18 protein-coding genes are annotated in these 19,036 nt (G+C 67.0%); 11 read left to right on the forward strand and 7 right to left on the reverse strand.

Annotation, left to right across the window (positions count from 1 at the left end):
• The gene (locus ACQPYH_RS12325) at positions 1–600 is read right to left on the reverse strand and encodes a TetR/AcrR family transcriptional regulator (protein ID WP_130438737.1); all 600 of its coding nucleotides are present in this window, start codon (positions 598–600) and stop codon (positions 1–3) included.
• A 74-nt stretch (positions 601–674) separates the two neighbouring features.
• On the opposite strand from ACQPYH_RS12325, the gene ACQPYH_RS12330 reads away from it, so the two are divergent.
• Genes ACQPYH_RS12330 through ACQPYH_RS12340 form a run of 3 tightly spaced genes read left to right on the forward strand, consistent with a single transcriptional unit; the run spans position 675 to position 3,805 of the window.
• Positions 675–1,820 (forward strand): acyl-CoA dehydrogenase family protein, encoded by a 1,146-nt coding sequence (locus tag ACQPYH_RS12330; protein WP_130438739.1) that lies wholly within the window; start codon positions 675–677, stop codon positions 1,818–1,820.
• Between the two features lie 12 nt (positions 1,821–1,832).
• Complete coding sequence (locus ACQPYH_RS12335) at positions 1,833–3,053, forward strand: acetyl-CoA C-acetyltransferase (RefSeq protein ID WP_432890221.1); 1,221 nt, start codon at positions 1,833–1,835, stop codon at positions 3,051–3,053.
• On the forward strand, positions 3,053–3,805 hold the full coding sequence (locus ACQPYH_RS12340) for an SDR family oxidoreductase (RefSeq protein ID WP_432890224.1): 753 nt from the start codon (positions 3,053–3,055) through the stop codon (positions 3,803–3,805). Before ACQPYH_RS12335 ends, ACQPYH_RS12340 begins: the two co-directional genes overlap by 1 nt.
• Here ACQPYH_RS12340 and ACQPYH_RS12345 read toward each other — a convergent pair.
• On the reverse strand, positions 3,802–4,371 hold the full coding sequence (locus tag ACQPYH_RS12345; RefSeq protein ID WP_432890227.1) for a TIGR03086 family metal-binding protein: 570 nt from the start codon (positions 4,369–4,371) through the stop codon (positions 3,802–3,804). The genes ACQPYH_RS12340 and ACQPYH_RS12345 overlap by 4 nt on opposite strands.
• Positions 4,372–4,425: 54 nt before the next feature.
• On the opposite strand from ACQPYH_RS12345, the gene ACQPYH_RS12350 reads away from it, so the two are divergent.
• Positions 4,426–5,397 carry a helix-turn-helix transcriptional regulator gene (locus tag ACQPYH_RS12350; RefSeq protein WP_432890230.1) on the forward strand — a complete coding sequence of 324 codons (972 nt, stop codon included), beginning with the start codon at positions 4,426–4,428 and terminating at the stop codon, positions 5,395–5,397.
• On the opposite strand, the gene ACQPYH_RS12355 is transcribed toward ACQPYH_RS12350, so the two are convergent.
• The gene (locus tag ACQPYH_RS12355; RefSeq protein ID WP_432890232.1) at positions 5,388–5,918 is read right to left on the reverse strand and encodes a hypothetical protein; all 531 of its coding nucleotides are present in this window, start codon (positions 5,916–5,918) and stop codon (positions 5,388–5,390) included. The genes ACQPYH_RS12350 and ACQPYH_RS12355 overlap by 10 nt on opposite strands.
• A 247-nt stretch (positions 5,919–6,165) precedes the next feature.
• Between ACQPYH_RS12355 and ACQPYH_RS12360 the strand changes: the two genes are divergently transcribed.
• From ACQPYH_RS12360 to ACQPYH_RS12370, 3 genes are read left to right on the forward strand one after another with little or no spacing between them, the layout of a single operon-like run.
• Positions 6,166–7,074, forward strand: coding sequence for a GNAT family N-acetyltransferase (locus tag ACQPYH_RS12360; protein ID WP_432890234.1), 909 nt, complete (start codon positions 6,166–6,168; stop codon positions 7,072–7,074).
• A gap of 3 nt (positions 7,075–7,077) precedes the next feature.
• Positions 7,078–7,866: a retropepsin-like aspartic protease gene (locus tag ACQPYH_RS12365; protein ID WP_432890236.1), complete on the forward strand. Its 789-nt coding sequence runs from the start codon at positions 7,078–7,080 to the stop codon at positions 7,864–7,866.
• A 54-nt stretch (positions 7,867–7,920) separates the two neighbouring features.
• Positions 7,921–8,805 carry a GNAT family N-acetyltransferase gene (locus tag ACQPYH_RS12370; protein WP_432890239.1) on the forward strand — a complete coding sequence of 295 codons (885 nt, stop codon included), beginning with the start codon at positions 7,921–7,923 and terminating at the stop codon, positions 8,803–8,805.
• 160 nt (positions 8,806–8,965) lie between these two features.
• On the opposite strand, the gene ACQPYH_RS12375 is transcribed toward ACQPYH_RS12370, so the two are convergent.
• Positions 8,966–9,421 carry a MaoC family dehydratase gene (locus ACQPYH_RS12375; protein ID WP_432890241.1) on the reverse strand — a complete coding sequence of 152 codons (456 nt, stop codon included), beginning with the start codon at positions 9,419–9,421 and terminating at the stop codon, positions 8,966–8,968.
• A 12-nt stretch (positions 9,422–9,433) separates the two neighbouring features.
• Positions 9,434–10,189, reverse strand: a complete 756-nt coding sequence (locus ACQPYH_RS12380) for an SDR family oxidoreductase (RefSeq protein WP_432890243.1) — start codon at positions 10,187–10,189, stop codon at positions 9,434–9,436.
• 128 nt (positions 10,190–10,317) lie between these two features.
• Here ACQPYH_RS12380 and ACQPYH_RS12385 point away from each other — a divergent pair, with 128 nt between their 5' ends.
• Genes ACQPYH_RS12385 through ACQPYH_RS12400 form a run of 4 tightly spaced genes read left to right on the forward strand, consistent with a single transcriptional unit; the run spans position 10,318 to position 12,043 of the window.
• Positions 10,318–10,737 (forward strand): acyl-CoA thioesterase, encoded by a 420-nt coding sequence (locus ACQPYH_RS12385; protein WP_130438757.1) that lies wholly within the window; start codon positions 10,318–10,320, stop codon positions 10,735–10,737.
• Positions 10,734–11,153 (forward strand): acyl-CoA thioesterase, encoded by a 420-nt coding sequence (locus ACQPYH_RS12390; protein WP_432890246.1) that lies wholly within the window; start codon positions 10,734–10,736, stop codon positions 11,151–11,153. The genes ACQPYH_RS12385 and ACQPYH_RS12390 overlap by 4 nt, the downstream gene beginning before the upstream one ends.
• 15 nt (positions 11,154–11,168) lie before the next feature.
• On the forward strand, positions 11,169–11,588 hold the full coding sequence (locus ACQPYH_RS12395) for a globin (RefSeq protein ID WP_432890249.1): 420 nt from the start codon (positions 11,169–11,171) through the stop codon (positions 11,586–11,588).
• Positions 11,589–11,614: 26 nt separating this feature from the next.
• On the forward strand, positions 11,615–12,043 hold the full coding sequence (locus ACQPYH_RS12400; protein WP_432890251.1) for an OsmC family protein: 429 nt from the start codon (positions 11,615–11,617) through the stop codon (positions 12,041–12,043).
• 48 nt (positions 12,044–12,091) lie between these two features.
• Here the strand turns inward: ACQPYH_RS12400 and ACQPYH_RS12405 are convergent, their stop codons facing one another.
• Together ACQPYH_RS12405 and ACQPYH_RS12410 are read right to left on the reverse strand one after the other, a co-directional pair.
• Entirely contained in the window at positions 12,092–13,081 is a 990-nt protein-coding gene (locus ACQPYH_RS12405) for a chitinase (RefSeq protein ID WP_432890254.1), read from the reverse strand.
• Positions 13,082–13,112: 31 nt separating this feature from the next.
• Positions 13,113–18,905 carry a glycoside hydrolase family 88 protein gene (locus ACQPYH_RS12410; protein WP_432890256.1) on the reverse strand — a complete coding sequence of 1,931 codons (5,793 nt, stop codon included), beginning with the start codon at positions 18,903–18,905 and terminating at the stop codon, positions 13,113–13,115.
• Between the last annotated feature and the right edge of the window lie 131 nt (positions 18,906–19,036).

Genomic DNA, 19,036 nt, shown 5'->3' on the forward strand with positions numbered 1-19,036 from the left:
CTATGTCTGGACCATCCGGTGCGCGAGGTCGGCGTACAGCTTGCCCAGCGCCGCCGGGTCGCCGCGATGCGGTGTGTACCAGCGGGCAACGTCGATGGACAGCGACAGTACGGCGAGAGTCGTGCCTGGAAGGTCGGCGACCGCGAAGGATCCGTCGCGTACGCCGTCCGCCAGCACCTGCTCGATCTGGGTGGAGATAGCCCGTCGGATGACGGCTACCTCGGCGAGGTGCTCCGGCGTCAGGGCGACCAGCTCGTACTGGACCACGCGGGCGATGGTGTGGTGCTCGGCGTGCCAGGCGGTGAACGCCGCGACCAGCGAGCGAAGTCGGTCGGCGGGCGTCGAGCCGGCGTCGGCGGAGCGCAGTACCTCGAGTGCCGCGTTGTGGCCGTAGAGGCTGATCTCGAAGAGCAGGCGCTCCTTGGACGGGTAGTGCACGTACAGCGCGGCCGGACTCATCCCCGCGCGGGACGCGATGTCGCGGGTCGTGGTGGCCTGATACCCACGCTCGGCGAACGCGTCGACGGCGCCGGTCAGCAGCCGGCGGGCTGCGGCCGGCTGGACATGCTCCCAAACCAGGGGACTCGTGACTGCGGACACGTTGACACCTTGCACCAAACGCGTGAAGCTAAGCAAGCGCTTAGCCAGACATCTCACAGCTTGGGGAGGCCTAGATGCAGCGCGTCATCTTCAACGAGGACCACCACGCATTCCGAGCGAGTGCCAAGGAGTACTGCGACCGCTCGCTGGTACCGCGGATGGAGCAGTTCCTCGAAGAGAAGACGATCGATCGGGCCGCCTGGCTGGAGGCCGGCAAGCAGGGCTTCCTCGGGCTGGACGTGCCGGAGGAGTACGGCGGATCGAGCGTCGGCGACTACCGCTTCAACCAGGTCTTCGCCGAAGAGGTCTCGAAGGTCTCCGCCTCGCTGTCGAGCTGCTTCGGCATCCACTACGACTGCGCCGCGCCGTACTTCGTCGACCTCGGCACCGAGGAGCAGAAGCAGCGCTGGCTGCCGAAGTTCTGCTCCGGTGAGTACGTCGCCGCGATCGGGATGACCGAGCCGTCGGGCGGCTCCGACCTCGCCGCGCTGAAGACGACGGCGAAGCGGGCCGACGGCGGCTGGGTGCTGAACGGCTCGAAGACCTTCATCACGAACGGCGACATGGCCGACCTCGTCATCGTCGCCGCCCGGACCGACCCGTCCAAGGGCGCGAAGGGCATCACGCTGTTCGTGGTCGAGGAGGGCATGGAGGGCTTCGCCCGCGGCCGCAAGCTCGACAAGGTCGGTCAGACCGAGTCGGGTACGTCGGAGCTGTTCTTCGAGGACCTGTTCATCGCCGACGACAACGTGCTCGGCGAGCTCGACCGCGGCTTCATCCACATGATGGAGCGGCTGGCCCAGGAGCGGATCGGCGCCGCGGTGTCGAATATCGCGCACGCGACCCAGATCCTCGACGAGACGATCGAGTACGTGAAGCAGCGCAAGGCCTTCGGCCAGTCGGTCGGCTCGTTCCAGTACAACAAGTTCCTGATCGCCGAGCTCGTCACCAAGGTCGAGGTCACGCAGGCGTACGTCGACAACGGCGTGGTCGCGCACGACGAGGACCGGCTGTCCGCGGTCGACGCCGCGAAGACCAAGTGGTGGAGCGCTCACGTGCAGAACGAAGTACTGGATGCGTGCGTCCAGCTGCACGGCGGGTACGGCTACATGAACGAGTATCGGGTGGCCCGCGCCTGGCGCGACGCCCGGGTGACGAAGATCTGGGCCGGCTCGAACGAGATCATGAAGGAACTCATCGGCCGCGATCTGGGCCTCTGAAAGGGATAAGAGATGCCTGAAGCAGTCATCGTCTCCACCGCGCGTTCGCCGATCGGCCGCGCGTTCAAGGGATCGCTGACCACGATCCGGCCGGACGACCTCGCCGTACAGATGATCAAGGCGGCGACCGAGAAGATCGGGCTGACCGGGGATCAGATCGAGGACCTCGCGCTCGGTTGTGCGGAGCCGCACGACGAGCACGGCGGCAACATGGCCCGCCGGGTCGCGGTGCAGCTCGGCTGGGACAACACGCCCGCGACCACGGTGAACCGGTTCTGCGCGTCGTCGACGCAGACGGCGCGGATGGCCTTCCATGCGATCAAGTCCGGTGAAGGCGACATCTTCGTCAGCGCCGGCGTCGAGTGCGTGTCGCGGTACAAGAACTTCGGCTCGGCCGGGGTCGGCGACCCGAGCGCGTTCAACCCGGTCTTCACCGACGCGGTCGCGCGGACCGAGAAGTACGCCGAGACCAACGACACCTGGCACGACCCGCGCGCGGACGGGCAGATCCCGGACATCTACATCGCGATGGGCCAGACCGCGGAGAACGTCGCGACGCTGCGGGGGATCACCCGGACCGAGCAGGACGTGTTCGGCGTACGGTCGCAGAACCTTGCCGAGAAGGCGATCGGCAACGGGTTCTTCGAGCGGGAGATAGTCCCGGTCACGCTGCCCGACGGCACTGTCGTGAGCAAGGACGACGGACCGCGGGCGGGTACGACGCTCGAAGGCGTCAGCGGCCTGAAGCCGGTGTTCCGTCCCGACGGCACTGTCACGGCAGGCAACTGCTGCCCGCTGAACGACGGCGCCGCGGCGGTCGTGATCATGAGCGACACCAAGGCTCGCGAACTCGGCCTGACGCCGCTGGCGCGGATCGTGTCGACCGGCGTGAGCGGTCTGTCGCCGGAGATCATGGGCCTCGGTCCGGTGGAGGCGTCGAAGCAGGCGTTGGCCCGGGCCGGGATGAGCATCAACGACATCGACCTGGTCGAGATCAACGAGGCGTTCGCGGTCCAGGTGATCGGTTCGGCGCGCGAGCTCGGGATCGATGAGGACAAGCTGAACGTGCACGGCGGGGCGATCGCGCTCGGACACCCGTTCGGGTCGACCGGTGCGCGGATCATGACCACGCTGGTGAACGGGCTGCAGTTCGAGGACAAGCAGTTCGGCCTCGAGACCATGTGCGTCGGCGGCGGCCAGGGTATGGCGGTCGTGCTCGAGCGTCTCAGCTGATGACGCTGGAGAACCGCACGGCGATCGTCACCGGAGCCTCCCGCGGGATCGGGCTGGCGGTCGCGCAGCGGCTGGTGGCCGACGGTGCGCGCGTCGTCATCACCGGCCGGACCAAAGAGACGCTCGACGAGGCGGTCGCAACGCTGGGTGGCCGGAAGCACGCGTTGGGGATCGCGGGCAACGCCGCGGATGCCTCGCACCGCGGCGCGGTGGTCGCGGCAGCGGTGGCGACGTACGGGTCGGTGGATCTGCTGGTGAACAACGCCGGCATCAATCCGATCTACGGCAAGCTGCTCGATGTCGACCAAGGTGTCGCGGCCAAGATGGTCGACACCAACGTGCTGGCCGCGATCTCGTGGGTGAAGGCCTGCCGGGACGCGTGGATGCGCGCGCATGGTGGGGCCGTGGTCAATCTGTCGTCGGTGGCCGGTCTGGGTCCCTCGCCGGGCATCGGGTGGTACGGCGCGACCAAGGCGATGCTGTCCCGGATCACGCAGGAGCTGGCTGTCGAGCTGGCTCCGGAGATCCGGGTCAACGCCGTGGCTCCGGCGGTGGTCAAGACCAAGTTCGCCGGAGCCCTCTACGAAGGACGTGAGGACAAGGTCGCGTCGACGTACCCACTGGGTCGGCTGGGTCGGCCGGAGGACGTCGCCTCGCTGGTGTGGTTCCTGCTGTCCGATGAGGCGTCGTGGCTCACCGGCCAGACCGTCACGATCGACGGCGGGCTGACGCTGAACGGCGGGATCGCCTAGGGCTGACGGCCCTGCCAGGCCACCAGCTGGTCGTACGGCGCGGCGTCGTCGGCGACCGGCACGACCGCGTCGAACGGGATCTGCCCGCCGCGTGGCTCGGCGGGAAGGTACTGCTTGCTCATGGGGAGCAGGTACGTCGCGATGCGGTCGTCGAGCACGTCCAGCCGGCTGGTGGCTTTCGCCAGGTCCCACGAGTGGGTCGCGAGCTCGCGGCCGTAGGAGTTCAGCGCCACGGCGCCGGAGACCGTGCCCCAAGGAACCCGGCAGACCCGATCCAGCACATCGTCTTCGGCGAGGGTCGCCTCCAGGGCGGTCCTGCGCTCTTTCCAAACGCCGGCGACGTCCTCGGTCTCGGTCACTGTCGGGATGCTGAAGATGTCCTCGCCCGACAGCGCGAGGTCGATCCGGCCGATCACGGTGAGCAGGTGGCCGAGCAGCGTGCGGACGTCGTACTCCGTACATGGCGTCGGCAGGTCGAGCTCCTCCGGCCTGACCGACTCCATCAGTTGCTGGGCCTGGTCGAGGGCACGGACGAACATCGGGCGAGGGTCTTCGAAGTTGTTCATGGCAAATAGCTTCGCGGGGTATATACGACATCTTCTGTCGCATATTCTGAAGTCGTGCGAGCGGACCGGTTGTTGCAGATCATCCTGCTGTTGCAGAGGCATGAGCGGCTGAGTGCGCGCGACCTCGCCGAGCGGCTGGAGGTGTCGACGCGGACTGTCATGCGCGACATGGAGGCGTTGTCCGCGGCCGGCGTACCCGTCTACAGCGAGCGTGGACGCAACGGGGGCTGTGTGCTGCTGCCGGGCTATCGGGCCGACGTCAGTGAGCTGACGCCGCGGGAGGCGCAGGCGCTGTTCGCCTGGTCGGGGCGGGCTGCGTTGTCGGAGGAGCTCGGGCTGCAGGACGCACTGCACTCTGCGATGGGGAAGCTGTCCGCGACGTTGCCGGTGGAGCTGCAGGGGGACGCGGATGCGTTGTCCGGTGCGATCGTGGTCGACCGGCGACGGTGGTTCGCGGAGGCCGAGGACACCGGTGCGTTGCCGGTACTGCGACAAGCGGTCGTCAAACGCAGACGAGTCCGCCTGCGCTACGCGTCGGCCAGCGAGGGCGTGCAGCGCCGTACGGTCGATCCGTGGGGGCTGGTGGAGCAGGCGGGACGCTGGTACCTCGTGGCAGCGCATCGCGGGGCGGCGCGGATGTATCGGGTGTCGCGCGTGGAGCATGCGGACATCCTTGAGGAGTTGGCGGATCGGCCCGACGGGCTCGACGTACGTGCGGAGTGGGATCGGCTGCGCTCGGGGCTCGAGCGGCAGATGCCGCTGGGGGTCGACGTACTGGTCCGGGTACGGCGGGAGCGCGTCGAGATGGTGCGGCGGATCGCGACGCCGATGCTGGCCAAAGGCGAGGCGGCGCGCGACGTACCGAGCGACGACGACTGGCCGCACCTGCGGATGCACTTCCGGGTGCGGGAGGCCGCGTGCGGGGTGTTGCTCGGGTTCGCCGGTGATGTCGAGGTGCTCGAACCGGCTGACATCAGGGCGCGGATGCTGGAGTTGGCCGAGGCGGCGGTCGCTACCTACCGCTGACGGGTTGCGACGAAGGTCTGCCGCAGGATGATGTTGCCGTCGGCATCTTCATCCTCGTTGCGCCAGTGGAAGCCGGTCCCGGTGATGCCGGTGAACTCCCAGCGGGTCTTCGCGCCTTGTGCCTCGAGCGTGATCGTGTCCGCGGTCGCGCGCGCGACGAACGGCATCACGAAGGCTGCCTTCGGTCCCATCCAGGTCGAGCGGAACGCCTGCAGGTCGGGATCGAAGATGCGCATCGACAGGCCCCACTCGCCGTCGCCGTCGGTGGCGCGGGCGGCACGGCTGGGGGTGATCCAGATGTCCGCGACCGCGCGTCCGTCGAGCACCCAGGCGAAATGCCATTCACCCTTCGTCTGCCGCGTGACGGCGCCGGTCTCGTCGTACCAGGCGACGTCGAGATCCCAGCTCCCGATCAACGGAGCGAACGGCTCGAAGGCTTCGGCGTACTCCGGGCGTGGGCCGTCGGAGACCATCAGCTCGGCGAAGGTCCGGGCGGCTGAAGCGCCGTCGGTCATCTGCATGCTTGTTGTTTACGCCTGACATCTGAACGGGGTCAAGCGTAAATGCGGACGCCCCGCCGCCGGTGACCCCGTCGCGTGCAACCACGATGGCACTTCCGGCGGTCGGGGCGATCAGTCCGACAGCACCGCGTCACTCTAGTACGACTCCGCTACACAGCCGAATCACGAGACTCTCGCCGCTGTTGCGATCGCGTTGCTGGTTGTTAATGCGTGGCGTGGGCAAGGGCTGCTGACTAGGGTCCGGGGCATGACGACGCGGGTGGTGATCCGGCAGGCCGTGGGTGACGACGCCGAAGCGGTGGCGGCGGTACGACGGGCCGTGTACCCGTACAAGGCGATGTCGGCGGCGGCGACGCGGCACATGATCACCGTGTTTACCCCCGATGAGCGGTTCCTGCCGCTGGTGGCCGAGGTCGACGGCAAGGTGGTCGGCTGGGGAGCGGCCGGATTGAGTGTGTGGACGAGCAATCCGGGCCAGAGTCACCTCACCGTGTTCGTGCATCCCGACCATCGCAAGCAGGGCATCGGCAGCCAGCTCGCGGAGCGGTTGCACCAGCATCTGACCGAGGTCGGCGCGATTCGCGTGCGGACGTTCGTCCATCCGGATGGTCTCGAGTTCGCCCGCAATCTCGGGTACGACGGCACGCGGCAGATGCACTATGCCGGCGTCGAGCTGAAGTCGTTGCCGGAGCAGCCGGAAACGCCCGAGGGGATCGAGCTGCTGTCGTTCGACGAGGTGGATCCGCGGGCGGCGTACACGGCCGACACGATCGCGTCGCTGGACGAGCCGGGTGATTCGCCGATGGACTCGATGGAGTACGACCGGTGGCTCGAGGAGATCTGGAACAGCCCGTCGATGGACAAGTCGCTCAGCATCGCGGCGATGTCCGGTGACGAGATGGCGGCCTTCACGATCGTCGAGACCGACGGCGATCGGATGTGGTCGGGCATGACCGGCACGATCCCGGCGTACCGCGGTCGGGGGTTGGCGAAGCTGGTGAAGTCCGTTGCTCTGCGGCGGGCGGCCGCGGCCGGGATCACATCGGCGTACACCTCCAACGACGACGAGAACGGCCCGATGCTTGCCATCAACAACTGGCTCGGCTACCACCGCGTCCAAACCGAACTAGCCCTCCTCCGCACCCTGGACAACTGACCGATGACAACGGTCACCTTCGACCGCCTTCAGCACTTGGTCCAGGTCCCGGTGACCGTCGGTACGGCGGAGCACCGCTTCCTGGTCGACACCGGCATCGGGACCACGGTGATCTCGTCCGCGCTCGCCGGTGGCCTCGACGAGACCGGCGAGACGTTCACCGGCCGGCGCATGTCCGGGCAGGCGATCGAGGTACCGCTGGTCCGGGTACCGCGGATCGCGCTCGGTGACTTCGTGGTTGAAGGACACGTCGCCGGTGTCGCTGATCTGGGCGACGACTTCGCGGGGATCCTCGGGCCGACCTTCTTCGAGAACCACACCGTCACAACCGATCCGGACGCGAAGACGCTGACCGTCCAGCCGCGGGAGAGCTTCGTTGCCGATGGCCCTGAGATCCCGCTCGACGTACGGCGTGAGTCGGTGTCGGCCGATCCGTTCGCGCAGCTCGTGCTGCCGAGCGGACGGGAGATCACCGTGGAGGTGGACACCGGGTCGGACAGCCTGATTCTGGACACTTGGTTCGCGGTGGACTGCGGCGTCGATCTGGAGGGTTCCGACGTCACGACGCGGAGTGGGACTGACGAGACTGGTTACGTCTGGCAACGACATTGGGCAACGATTGAGGGGAGTGTTCACCTGGCTGCGGCGCCGGAGACCGCGCACGCAGGGCCACGGGTTCTGTTTCAGGAGATCATTCATGACGGGCTGGTGGGTACTGGGTACCTCGAGCGGTACAGGATGACTTTCGACATCACGGGGGCTCGACTCGTGCTCGGTGCGCGAACCCTCTGAGACAGAGCGTTACCTTCCGGGGGACTTCGTCGTTGGAGTTCCCGAGGAGTTGGGATGGAGATCAGGGCGGCTGGACCGGGGGACGTCGACGCGGCGGTGGCGTTGCATGACGCGCTCGTTCCGTATCTGGTGGTCACGCGGAGTTCGCTGATCCGGCGGCTGACTGCGCCGGCCGCTCCGGGGCACGGTGCGTTCGCGGCGGTGGACCACGGCAAACTGGTCGGCTGGGCATCGGGCGGGCTGATCGGCGGCTCGGATCCGCTGGACGGCGAGCTGCGGCTGCTGATCCGGCCGGAGTACCGCGGTCGCGGTATCGGCACGCGCTTGCTGGAGGCAACGCACGCGGACCTGAAGGCGGCCGGAGCGACGTCTGCCCGGGTGTTCGCCGACCCGAGCAGTGTCGATTGGGCAGCGCGGTTCGGCTACCGGCAGACGCGGCAGGTGCACTACGCGGGCATCGACCCGCGCAAGGTCCAGGACCGTCCCGAGGTCCCGAGCCAGGTGCGCTTGGTCCCGTTCACCGAGGTCGATCCGCGCCTGCTGCACGCCGCGGACGAAGTTGCCCAGCGCACCAAGCCGGGCGACGCGAAGATCCCCTCCCACCCGTACGACGCGTGGCTGGCCGACATCTGGAACGCGCCGGACCTGGTCCGCGAGGTGAGCGTGGCCGCGATGTACGACGGCCAGATCATCGCCTTCACCCGCAACCACGGCGATCGAGCCAAGATGTGGTCGAGGATGACGTCGACCATGCCGGAGTACCGCGGCCGCGGGCTCGCCAAACTGGTCAAGAGCGCCGCCCTGCACCGCGCCGCCGACGCCGGTATCGAGGGCGCCTACACCGCCAACTACGACGGCAATACCCCGATGCTCGCCGTGAACGAATGGCTCGGCTACGACCGCATCGCCACCCACGCGGTCCTGATCTGCCCGCTCTAGTGTCCTGCGTCGGAGGTGCGACGGCGCTTTCGGCGCCCAGGCACGCACCTCGCGGCACTTGGCCAGCGCCCACGATGCTCCGCATCGACGCCACTGCCCAAGCACCGCGATGCACGCACCTGACCACCGAAATCGCTCGCCGCACCTCCGACGCAGGACACTAGCGGACGAGCAGTACGACGGTCTCCGCAACGCAGGCGGGCTTTGTGGAGTTCTCGAGCTCGATGACCCAGTTGAGCGAGACCTGGACGCCGGCCGGGGTCTCGACCGCGTTGGAGATCGAGGCGCCGGCGCGGACGCGGGTGCCGACCGGGACCGGGGCGGGGAAGCGGACCTTGTTCACGCCGTAGTTGAGCTTGGCGGTGACGCCGTCGACCTTGAACAGCTCGTCGCCGAAGCGGGCGATCAGGCTCAGTGTCAGGTAGCCGTGGGCGATCGTGCCGCCGTACGGGCCCTGCTTGGCGCGCTCGACGTCGACGTGGATCCACTGGTGGTCACCGGTCGCCTCGGCGAACTGGTTCACCTGCTCCTGGGTGATCTCCAGCCACTCGGTCTCGCCGAGCGGGGTGCCGACCGCGTGCGCGACCTCGTCGACGCCGTTGAAGGTCTGCGGCATGCTCGTTCGCTCCTAGTTCCGGGGTCCGCCGGCGACGTACAGCACCTGGCCGGAGACGAAACCGGCCTCCTCGCTGCAGAAGAACGATGCCGCGGCGGCGATGTCCTCCGGCTTCCCGGTGCGCTGCACCGGGATGGTCGCGGCGGTCGCCTTCTTGAACTCCTCGAAGTCGACACCGACCCGGGCAGCGGTGGCCGCGGTCATGTCGGTCTCGATGAAGCCCGGCGCGATCGCGTTCGCGGTGACGCCGAACTTGCCCAGCTCGATCGCCAGCGTCTTGGCCAGGCCCTGCAGACCGGCCTTCGCGGAGGCGTAGTTGGCCTGGCCGCGGTTGCCCAGCGCGGAGGTCGACGAGAGGAACACGATCCGCCCGTACGCGGCGTCGACCATGTGCGACTGGACCGCCTTGGACATCAGGAAGCTGCCCTTGAGGTGGACGGACATGACCGTGTCCCAGTCGTCCTCGGACATCTTGAACAGCAGGTTGTCCCGCAGTACACCGGCATTGTTGACCAGGATCGTCGGCGCGCCGAGCTCGGCCGCCACCCGCTCGACCGCGGCGGCGACCTGGTCGGACTTGCTGACGTCGGCGCCGACGCCGATCGCCTTGCCGCCGGCCTCGGTGATCGCCTTCACGGTGGCGTCGCAGGCGCCCTCGTCGAGGTCGATGACCGCGACGGCGTTCCCGTCCTGGGCGAGCCGCTGCGCGACAGCCGCGCCGATTCCCCGGGCCGCCCCGGTCACGATCGCCACCCGCTGCGTGCTCATCCACCACTCCAATCGAAAACTGGTCTGCCGGGGATGACATTACCCACGCTGTGTCACCCGGGTAGTACCCCGGATGCGATGATCGCCGTGTGGATCATCACAGACCGGGGCGGTGGGGTGGGGAAGGTATGAGAAACCGCCACGTCTACCACTGCCCGCTGCGGTGGGGGGACATGGACGCACTCGGCCACGTGAACAACGGCCGGTACGTCGACTACCTCCAGGACGCCCGGGTGGATTTCCTGTTCCGCACGGCCAAGGAACTCGGCGCCGACGCCCTCGAGACCGGACTGCTGGTGGCGCGGCACGAGGTCCAGTACCGGGCGCCGCTGCTGTTCCGCCCTGAACCGGTTCGGATCGAGCTGTGGATCAGCGAGATCAAGGCCGCCTCGTTCACGGTGGACTACGAGATCCTCGACGCGGAGCCTGAGCGCCGAACCTATGTGGAGGCTCGCACGCGGCTGGTGCCGTTCGACTTCAATGCCAATCGGTTGCGCCGGATCACGCCGGTGGAGCGCGAGGCCCTGACCAAGCTGGTGGGCGCATGACGTTCACGTACCAGGTCCTGGTCCGCTGGTCCGACATCGACTCGTACGACCACGTCAACAACGTGCGGTACTTCGACTACCTGCAAGAGGCCCGGATCGCGTTCCTCGCACAGGTCATGGGGACCACGGGGGACTACTTCGCGCAGTACCCGGTCGTGCTCGTCAGCCAGACGGTGGACTACCTGCGTCCGATCCACCTGCGGCACCCGCCGTACGACGTGGACGTGTGGGTCGCCTCCGTCGGTACGACGTCGTACACGCTCGGGTCGCGGATCGTGGACCGCAGTGGCGAGTCGGAGGACGTGTACGCCAAAGCGGAGTCCGTACTGGTGGTTGTGGACGGTGAGACGCACGCGAAGCGGCAGCTGGGAGACGCCGAACGGGCAGCCCTCCTCCAGCACGTTGTGACCACTTGAGAGACTAGATCCGATATGAGTGAGCAGCAGAGCTTCTATGACGCCGTCGGTGGGGCGGACACCTTCCACCGGTTGGTGGCGGCCTTCTACCGCGGTGTTGCCGCCGACCCGGAACTGAGAGCGCTGTACCCGGAGGAGGACCTCGGTCCGGCCGAGGTGCGCTTCCGGATGTTCCTGGAGCAGTACTGGGGCGGCCCGAAGACGTACTCCGAGCAGCGCGGGCACCCCCGGCTGCGGATGCGGCACGCCCCGTTCGCGGTCACCCCACGCGCCCGGGACATGTGGCTGGGCCATATGCGCGCCGCGGTGGACGAGCTCGCCCTGGCACCGGAGCAGGACGAGCAGCTCTGGACCTACATGGTGATGGCCGCGCAGAGCATGGTGAACACCGACGAACCGCAGTACCCGGGCGCGATCGACGTGTCCGGCCGCTGAACCTCTTCGAAGGAGACAACACGAGCATGGCTACCACTCGTACGGCCAAGGCCCACTGGGAAGGCTCGCTGATGGAGGGCGCCGGCCAGGTCGCTCTCGAGTCGTCCGGTGTCGGCACCTACGACGTCACCTGGGCCTCCCGCGCGAACGACGCCAATGGAAAGACCAGCCCGGAGGAGCTGATCGCGGCCGCGCACTCCACCTGCTTCTCGATGGCGCTGTCGCACGCGCTCGCCGGTGCGGGTCACGCGCCGACGTCGATCGACACCCAGGCGGACGTCACCTTCCAGCCGGGTGAGGGCATCACCGGCATCAAGCTGTCCGTCAACGGCAACGTCCCCGGCGTGACCGCCGACGAGTTCGCCGAGTACGCCGAGGGCGCGAAGAAGAACTGCCCGGTCTCGCAGGCGCTGTCCGCCGTGCCGATCACGCTGGACGTCACCTTCACCGCATGACGTGAACGAACGCCCGGCGAGCCAGTCGCTCGCCGGGCGTTCGTCGTTTCAGCCGTGGAACTGGGCGACAACCTTGGTGAAGTCGTAGGCGTTCTGCGAGATCCCGCTGCACGAGTCACCGTCGTTGTTGCTGCCTCCGCACTTCCGGTCCCGGTTGACCGACCAGAACGTGAAGCGGGCCAGGTGGTGCTGCTGCGCGTAGGCGAGCATCGTCTTGAAGTCCTGCAGCCGGACCGTCTCGCCGTCGTCGGTCTTGCCGTTCATCGACGAGATGCCCATGTGCCGGTACGCCGTGTCGTCGGAGTACCCGTACGCCGTCTTCAGCCGGCCCTTCAGACCTTCCTCGGCCTTCTGGGTCAGCGTCGCCATGTTGGTCGAGCCGCCGCCGAAGTCGAACGGCATCAGCACCCAGCCGTCGTTGGCCAGCCCGGCCTTCGCGGCCCGGTTGATCAGGTCGACACCGGACGAGTCCGGACCGGTCTGATCGGTACCCATCGTGATGTAGGTCTTGATCCCGGAGTTCTTGGACTTGACGGTCTTCAGCGCGTCGACCACCCGCTGCCGGGCGGCCGAGCTGTGGAACTCGGTGTCCTCGATGTCGATGTCGATCGCCTTCAGCTTGTAGGCGTCGATCACCTTCTGGTACGCCCCGGCCAGGGCGGAGGCCGAGGTGCACTTCTCGCCGAGCTTGTTACCGGACCAGCCGCCGAACGACGGGATGACGTCGCCGCCGGCCGACCGGATGTTGTTGATCGCGGTCTGGTCCGAGCCGCCGGTCAGCGCGCGGTCGCCGTCCCACTTCGGGTTACAGCCGCCGTCGGACAGGATGAAGGCGAGCGTGAACCACTTGTTGCCGGCCGCCTTCATCACGTCGGCGGGCTTCTGCGGGTTACCCCAGCCGAGGTACTCGTACGGCGCGGCGCCGATGCTGGCCGGGTCCGCCTGGACCTGCTGGGTGGACGCCTGCGCGGCGAGAGCCGCACCGAGCACCAACGTGCCGGCGACGACCGTCGCGGCGGCGGCCTTGAAGATGCGCATCTGAAACTCCGATCTTGGGGGCGGGTAGGAGTTAGGAAAGTTTCCTATCAGTTGTTGATGTGGTCAAGACCTGCTCGTTCATCAGCAGGAAGGCGCCGAGGCCGTGGAAGTCGTTCGTGGCCCGCTCGCGGCCGACGTAGTACTTGTAGTCGCCGACGTTGGTGCCGATCGAGATCCCGGTCAGGTTGGTGCGACCGTCCGAGCCGAGGCTGAGCTTGGACAGGACGCCTTGGTAGCCGCGGTCGGCGGTGGATTGGTACGACGCATCGACGTACCCGCGTTCCACCGCACGGGAGATGACGAACGTGTACATCGACGAGCAGGACGTCTCGGTCCAGTTGTCGGAGCGGTTGCCCTTGTCGACGACCTGGAACCAGCGCCCGCTGGCCGGGTCCTGGTACTGCGCGTACGCCGCCACGAGCTTCCGCAGTACCTCGATCAGCTCGGCCCGTCGTGGCTGGTTCGCCGGTACGACGTCCAGTACGTCGATGGTCGCCATACCGAACCAGCCCTCCGCGCGGCACCACACCTCAGGGGACTGGCCGGTCTTGGGGTCGGCCCAGGACTGTGTGCGGGACTCGTCGTACGCATGCCGCAGCAAGCCGTTCGACTGCTGTAGATGGCTGGCGTAGACGAGCAGCTGGTTCACGGTCTCCTTGTCCGTGTATGCCGAGTCGCCGAACTCATGCCCGTACTCCGCGAGGAACGGATCCACCATGAACACACCGTCGCCCCAGAGCTGGTGCTGACGACTGGTCGCGTGCCAGAAGCCCTGATCGGTAGTTCGTGGGTAGGTGCTCAGCCGTTTGCGGATCTTGGTCGCTGCGACCTCGTAGCGGTGGTCGCCGGTCTCGTGGTGCAGTACGACGAGCAGGCGGCCGGCGAGCATGCTGTCCAGGCTGTTGAAGCTGTTGTCGATGTTCCCGGACTTGTCGACGAACCGGTCGACCCAGGACTTGACGTAGCTCAGGTACTTCGGGTCGTGCGTACGTTGGTAGACCAGGTACTGGCCGTAGAGGTACAGCCCGACCGGATAGGACCAGCCGCCGATCGTAGTCGGCTTGTAGCGAGCCATGGTCGAGTCCACCATCCGCACCGACCAATCGGTCGCTGCAAGCGCAGCAGGTGGATCCACCGCGACATCCAGGTAGTCCAGGTTGGGAGCGCCGTTCGCAGTGGTCGCCGTGACCCGGATGGTGTTGGTGCCTGCTCGCAGGTTAGCCGCGGTGTGGATGGTTCGCCACAGGGTCCACGCGCCGGTTGACGGGATAGCGACGCTCTTCGCGACGGTGCTGCCGTTGACGGCGATGTCGACGGCTCGGTTGGCGGTTGTCCCGTTGGCGTGGTCGAAGATGAGCGTGGCTGGACCGGCCTGGTCGTGGTCGACCTTCCACTCGACGTAGTTGCCGGTCTGGTTGGGGGTGTTGACGAAGCCGGCACCGGAGTACCCGGAGTGGTCCTTGTCGATCGTGCTGCCGGGTGAGAGCGTCGCGGCCTCGGCCTCATAGCGCTGGGTCGTTCCAGCGCGGGAGACGCGGTACATCACGGTGGCGTGGGACGGCACCGATGCGCTGATCTGACCAGCGGTGGTCCGAGACGTCTTGCTCCACAGGTCTTTCAGTGTGTACGACGCGGATCCGCCGAGGCCTATTGCTTCCGCGGTCGTGCTGATCGTCGCTGTCGAACCAGTCTCGTTGGAGAGGGCTACGGCTCGGTCTCCGTTCGCCAGGGTCTTGGCGTAGACGACCAGGCCACCCGACGAGCTGACCACTGTGGCCTGGCGGCCGAGGCGGTCCTGGTCGATAGCGATGACGTCCGGGTTGGTGAGGATGTCGAAGGTCCCAGTGGACGCCTTGCGGAGGTCGGTGCCGATCAGCAGCGGCGCCGACATCATCGCCCACAGGCTGAAGTGCGTGCGGTACTCCGTGGCCGTCATCCCGCCGTTGCCGACCTCCAGCATGTCCGGGTCGTTCCAGTGGCCCGGACCGGCGTACTGGGTGAGGTCCCGGTTGGCCTGGGCCTTGCCGATCATGCTGCCCCAGTTGTCGCTGATGTCGCCGGTGGTGCGCCACAGGTTGCCGACGTCCGCAGCCCATTGCCAGACCTTCGGCGGTCCGGTGCGGCCCCACTCGCAGATGGAGTACGTGATCGGCCGTCCGGTAGCCAGTAGCGCGTCACGCATCGCGGTGTACCGCTGCTGCGCGTCGACGCCCTGGTTGTTGCAGTTGTCGTACTTCAGGTAGTCCACACCCCACGACGCGAACAGATTGGCGTCCTGCTTCTCGTGGCCGAGTCCACCGGGGAAGCCGTTCTTGTCGCAGGTCTTCGTCCCCGCGCTGGTGTAGAGCCCGAACTTCAAGCCCTTGCTGTGCACGTAATCCGCCACGCTCTTGATGCCGTGCGGGAACCGGGCCGGGTCCGGCACGAGCTTGCCCTGGGCGTTGCGCTGGGGGAGCGCCCAGCAGTCGTCGATGTTGACGTACTGGTACCCGGCGTCCTTCAGGCCGCGACTGACGAAGAGGTCCGCGATGCTCTTGATCATCGCCTCGTTGAACGCGGACGTGCACTTGGTCGAGTTCCAGTTGTTGAAGCCCATCGGCGGTGTCCGGGCCTGCCCGTTCTCGAGGTTCGCAGTGCGGCAGTTGCTGGACGAGTCGGTCGCCTTGACGCGCAACGAGCCACCGTTCACGCAGTATCCGTTCACGGACTGGAAGCCCAGGTCATACGGACTCGACGTCCCGCGCTGTGCGGTGAAGTTGCTCAGCCTGACGTTCGCTGCGTCGTTGGCGATGACAGCCGGCCGCCCGTCGTTCTTGTTGAAGTGGATGGAGCTGTCGGTGAAGTGCACGCCGTCCACCTGGTGCAGATACCAGCCGTACGACGGCCTGGTGCCGATGCTGTTCGGGTTGTAGTCCTTCGGGTCGTTGCTCGGTACGCCGGTCCCCATCGTCGCGTTGCCGCCCGGCACTGTGAGCTGCACGTTGTCGAAGGTGACGTCGCTGATCTTGTCCTCACCCCAGAGCGTCGGGCTGTACGCCGAACCCCTCGCACCGTCGTACGTGCCGGTGACGTTCTGGTAGGTGATGTTGCTGATCGAGCCGACACCTGGGTTGCTCCCGCAGCGTTTGCGCGTGCCGACCTTCTGCATGATCGGACTGCGGGTGCCGGACATCGTGATGTCGCGGTAGTGCACGTCGGAGATGTTGCTGCCGTCCATCGAGACCATGCCGAGCCCGGACTTGCCGGCGCCGGTGATCTTGATCCGGTCGAACGCGTAGTCGGTGAAGTTGCCGCAGGTCTCCGAGCCGAACATCAGCGCGTTGCAGCATCCCGCGGACAGCTGGCTGTCGGAGACGCGCACGTGCCCGTTGTCGATCGTCTGGCCCAATGCCCAGTCGCTCTTGAAGACCAGCGCGTCGTCGTTGGCGGCGATATTCGCGTGGGTGACCGTGACGTTCTTGGCGTTGATGATGTTCCAGCCGTCGCGATTGTCCGCGGTCTCGATCCGCAGGCCATCCGAGCTGATGTCGTCGCAGCCGTTGGTCAGCATCGCGAAGTGCCCGCCGCGGCGCAGTCGGATGCCGTCGACGCGCAGACCGTCGCAACGGGTCAGCGAGATGATCTTGTCGGCCTGGCCCGACTTCGGGTTGCCGGTGATCAGATGGCCGCCGCCGTCGATCGTTCCTGTGCCGGTGAACGCGATGTCGGTCAGTCGATCGCCCCACAGCATCGCGTCGTGGAAGTGGCTGTGGCCGTAGTCCTGGTACTCGTCGTTCGGGTTCGCCTCGGCCTTGTCGTACGTGTTGTTGCTCGCGCCGAGGATGGTCGCGCCGGAGTCGAGTTGGTACCTGAGATGGCTCTTCAGGTGGATGGAGTTGGCGCTCTTGTAGGTGCCGGCCGGGAACCGCACGGTGCTCCCGGGCGCTGCCGCCGCGATCGCCTTGTTGATCGCCGCGCTGTCGTTGGCCTTGCCGTCGCCCTTCGCGCCGTAGTCCTTCACGTTGACCTCAGCAGCCATGACTGCAGCGGTTGACGGCTGGGCGTACGACGTACCGATCCAAGCCTCGTCGATGCGCAGCCGCTTGTAGCGGGTCGGGTCCGAAGAGGCCGCGTAGGTGTTGACGACCTCGAGGCGGACGTGACGAGTGGTGGTCGCGGGCAGGTCGATGTAGACGACCGCGCGGCGGCTGGGGAGAGTGCCGGTCTTGATGGGCGAGCCCCAGGTCTTCCCGTCGGCGCTGACGTAGACGCGGTAGCTCTTGATGCGGGCCGATTGCTCGCTGGCGGAGCGTGCGTACGCGACCGAGTCCTCGCGCTGGTTGAGGCCGATGAACCGGACCGGCTTCGACGACCCGAGGTCGAAGTCCAGCGACACCGGCGTGGTCTTGTTGCTGTCCCAGTAGGTCAGGTAGTTGCCGTCAGCCGCTGCCGCTGGATTAGTGCCAGCAGTGGCAGTCATCGTGTACGACGATGCCGGGAGGATGCCCTCGCGTCCCGCACTCTCGACTTTGAAGACCGTGTCGTAGGCGTCCCAGCTGGTCAGACCGGTGAGGGTGAGAATGCCGTTGGCCTGCGAGTGGGCGATCGCCTGACCGGTCCGCAGATCGGTCACGTCGGCGATGCGGTACCCGTTGTCGCGGATCCGCAGGGTGCTGGTGGTCGGCTTGGTGAGTACGTGGATGTACTGCTCGTCCGGATCGGTCCGGCTGACGGTGGTGACGCCGTACGCGCCGTCGTTCCAGGCGCCGGGCTTCAGGCCGCCGTACATGTAGCCGCCGCCCTCGGTGCCGTGGAGCGACGGCCAGATCGGCTGCAGGTATTTGTCAAAAAGGTTGTTGAAATCTTCCTGGTGGGACGGGAACCGGCCGTTGACCATCGCGGTCTCGGCCATCAGCGACTTGATCGACGAGCCGGCGTTCGCTACGTACCGGCCGATCGTCAGCCGGGTGTCGACGGTCGGGTTCGAGCCGTCGTACCACCAGGCGCCCTTCGACGGCAGCTTGAAATCGGCCTCGATCAGCCGCGGCGCCGCGGTGTAGACCGCCTGCGGGTAGTCGTAGTCCGGGGACATGCCGGTCTTCTGCTCGTTGCTGATCATGTCCATGATCGGCGTGTCCTCGTTGTTGTTGCTGAGCGTGTACTCCGGCCGGTCGCGGCGGATCTTGTCGTACAGCCCGTGGCTCTCCCAGTAGGCGTTGTCGTTGTCGATCCAGAAGCCGCCGAGGTCGGGGTACCGCTGCATCACCTCGACGAAGTTGTCGTAGCTGAACTCGCCGAACCCGTCGCGCGTGCTGAGATCGACGTTGTGGCCCTTGTACTTCGAGTACGCCGCCGAGTCGAGCCAGTCCTTCCCGGACGGCAGGCCGTCGTTGTGCCACTGCGGATCGTCGGTCATGTAGAGGACGACCTTGAGTCCCTGCGCCTTCGCGGCGTCGATGGTCTCGCGGAGGAGGTCGCGGTTGGTCTGGCAGCTGCCCGGGATCTTCGACGGCCACGGCCGCGCGTACCCGAGCCGGCTGTGGAAGGTCGCGAGGACCAGGTACTGCGTGTGCAGCTTCTGCGCCTCGCGGACCCAGTACGCCGGGTCCCAGCCGCCGGCCTTGACGGCGTTCTCCCAGGCGCTGCAACTGGTGTAGCCGGGGGAGGATCGCATCCCCCAATGCAGGAACAGGCCGCCGGTCGACTCGCGGAGGAACTGCTGCCGGGGATGTTGCAGCTCGGCCTGGGCCGGCTGGGCGCTGAGCTGTGCGCTGAACAGTGTCGTCAGCAGCAGAAGGGGGAGGAGTGCCGCCAGACAGCGGCGCAGGACGGATCGTGCGCGCATTTCGAGCTCCAAACCTGGGGGCGGTCAGAGTTGGGCTTCTGTTAGGAAGGTTTCCTAATGGTTCGCTCGATCATGACGCGCCGGTCGCGATGCGTCAACAGCTGATTTCTGTCGGTGCCGCCGTAGAGACA

It is taken from the genome of Kribbella sp. CA-245084 (assembly GCF_050942355.1).
Taxonomy (GTDB): domain Bacteria; phylum Actinomycetota; class Actinomycetes; order Propionibacteriales; family Kribbellaceae; genus Kribbella.

Bases quoted from the DNA above. Each gene is read 5' to 3' on its own strand.
- ACQPYH_RS12380 (WP_432890243.1), bottom strand. From the start codon at position 10,189: ATGAGCACGCAGCGGGTGGCGATCGTGACCGGGGCGGCCCGGGGAATC.
- ACQPYH_RS12405 (WP_432890254.1), bottom strand. From the start codon at position 13,081: ATGCGCATCTTCAAGGCCGCCGCCGCGACGGTCGTCGCCGGCACGTTG.
- ACQPYH_RS12360 (WP_432890234.1), top strand. From the start codon at position 6,166: ATGACGACGCGGGTGGTGATCCGGCAGGCCGTGGGTGACGACGCCGAA.
- ACQPYH_RS12335 (WP_432890221.1), top strand. From the start codon at position 1,833: ATGCCTGAAGCAGTCATCGTCTCCACCGCGCGTTCGCCGATCGGCCGC.
- ACQPYH_RS12330 (WP_130438739.1), top strand. From the start codon at position 675: ATGCAGCGCGTCATCTTCAACGAGGACCACCACGCATTCCGAGCGAGT.
- ACQPYH_RS12385 (WP_130438757.1), top strand. From the start codon at position 10,318: ATGAGAAACCGCCACGTCTACCACTGCCCGCTGCGGTGGGGGGACATG.
- ACQPYH_RS12370 (WP_432890239.1), top strand. From the start codon at position 7,921: ATGGAGATCAGGGCGGCTGGACCGGGGGACGTCGACGCGGCGGTGGCG.
- ACQPYH_RS12390 (WP_432890246.1), top strand. From the start codon at position 10,734: ATGACGTTCACGTACCAGGTCCTGGTCCGCTGGTCCGACATCGACTCG.
- ACQPYH_RS12400 (WP_432890251.1), top strand. From the start codon at position 11,615: ATGGCTACCACTCGTACGGCCAAGGCCCACTGGGAAGGCTCGCTGATG.
- ACQPYH_RS12355 (WP_432890232.1), bottom strand. From the start codon at position 5,918: ATGCAGATGACCGACGGCGCTTCAGCCGCCCGGACCTTCGCCGAGCTG.
- ACQPYH_RS12395 (WP_432890249.1), top strand. From the start codon at position 11,169: ATGAGTGAGCAGCAGAGCTTCTATGACGCCGTCGGTGGGGCGGACACC.
- ACQPYH_RS12365 (WP_432890236.1), top strand. From the start codon at position 7,078: ATGACAACGGTCACCTTCGACCGCCTTCAGCACTTGGTCCAGGTCCCG.
- ACQPYH_RS12345 (WP_432890227.1), bottom strand. From the start codon at position 4,371: ATGAACAACTTCGAAGACCCTCGCCCGATGTTCGTCCGTGCCCTCGAC.
- ACQPYH_RS12375 (WP_432890241.1), bottom strand. From the start codon at position 9,421: ATGCCGCAGACCTTCAACGGCGTCGACGAGGTCGCGCACGCGGTCGGC.
- ACQPYH_RS12340 (WP_432890224.1), top strand. From the start codon at position 3,053: ATGACGCTGGAGAACCGCACGGCGATCGTCACCGGAGCCTCCCGCGGG.
- ACQPYH_RS12410 (WP_432890256.1), bottom strand. From the start codon at position 18,905: ATGCGCGCACGATCCGTCCTGCGCCGCTGTCTGGCGGCACTCCTCCCC.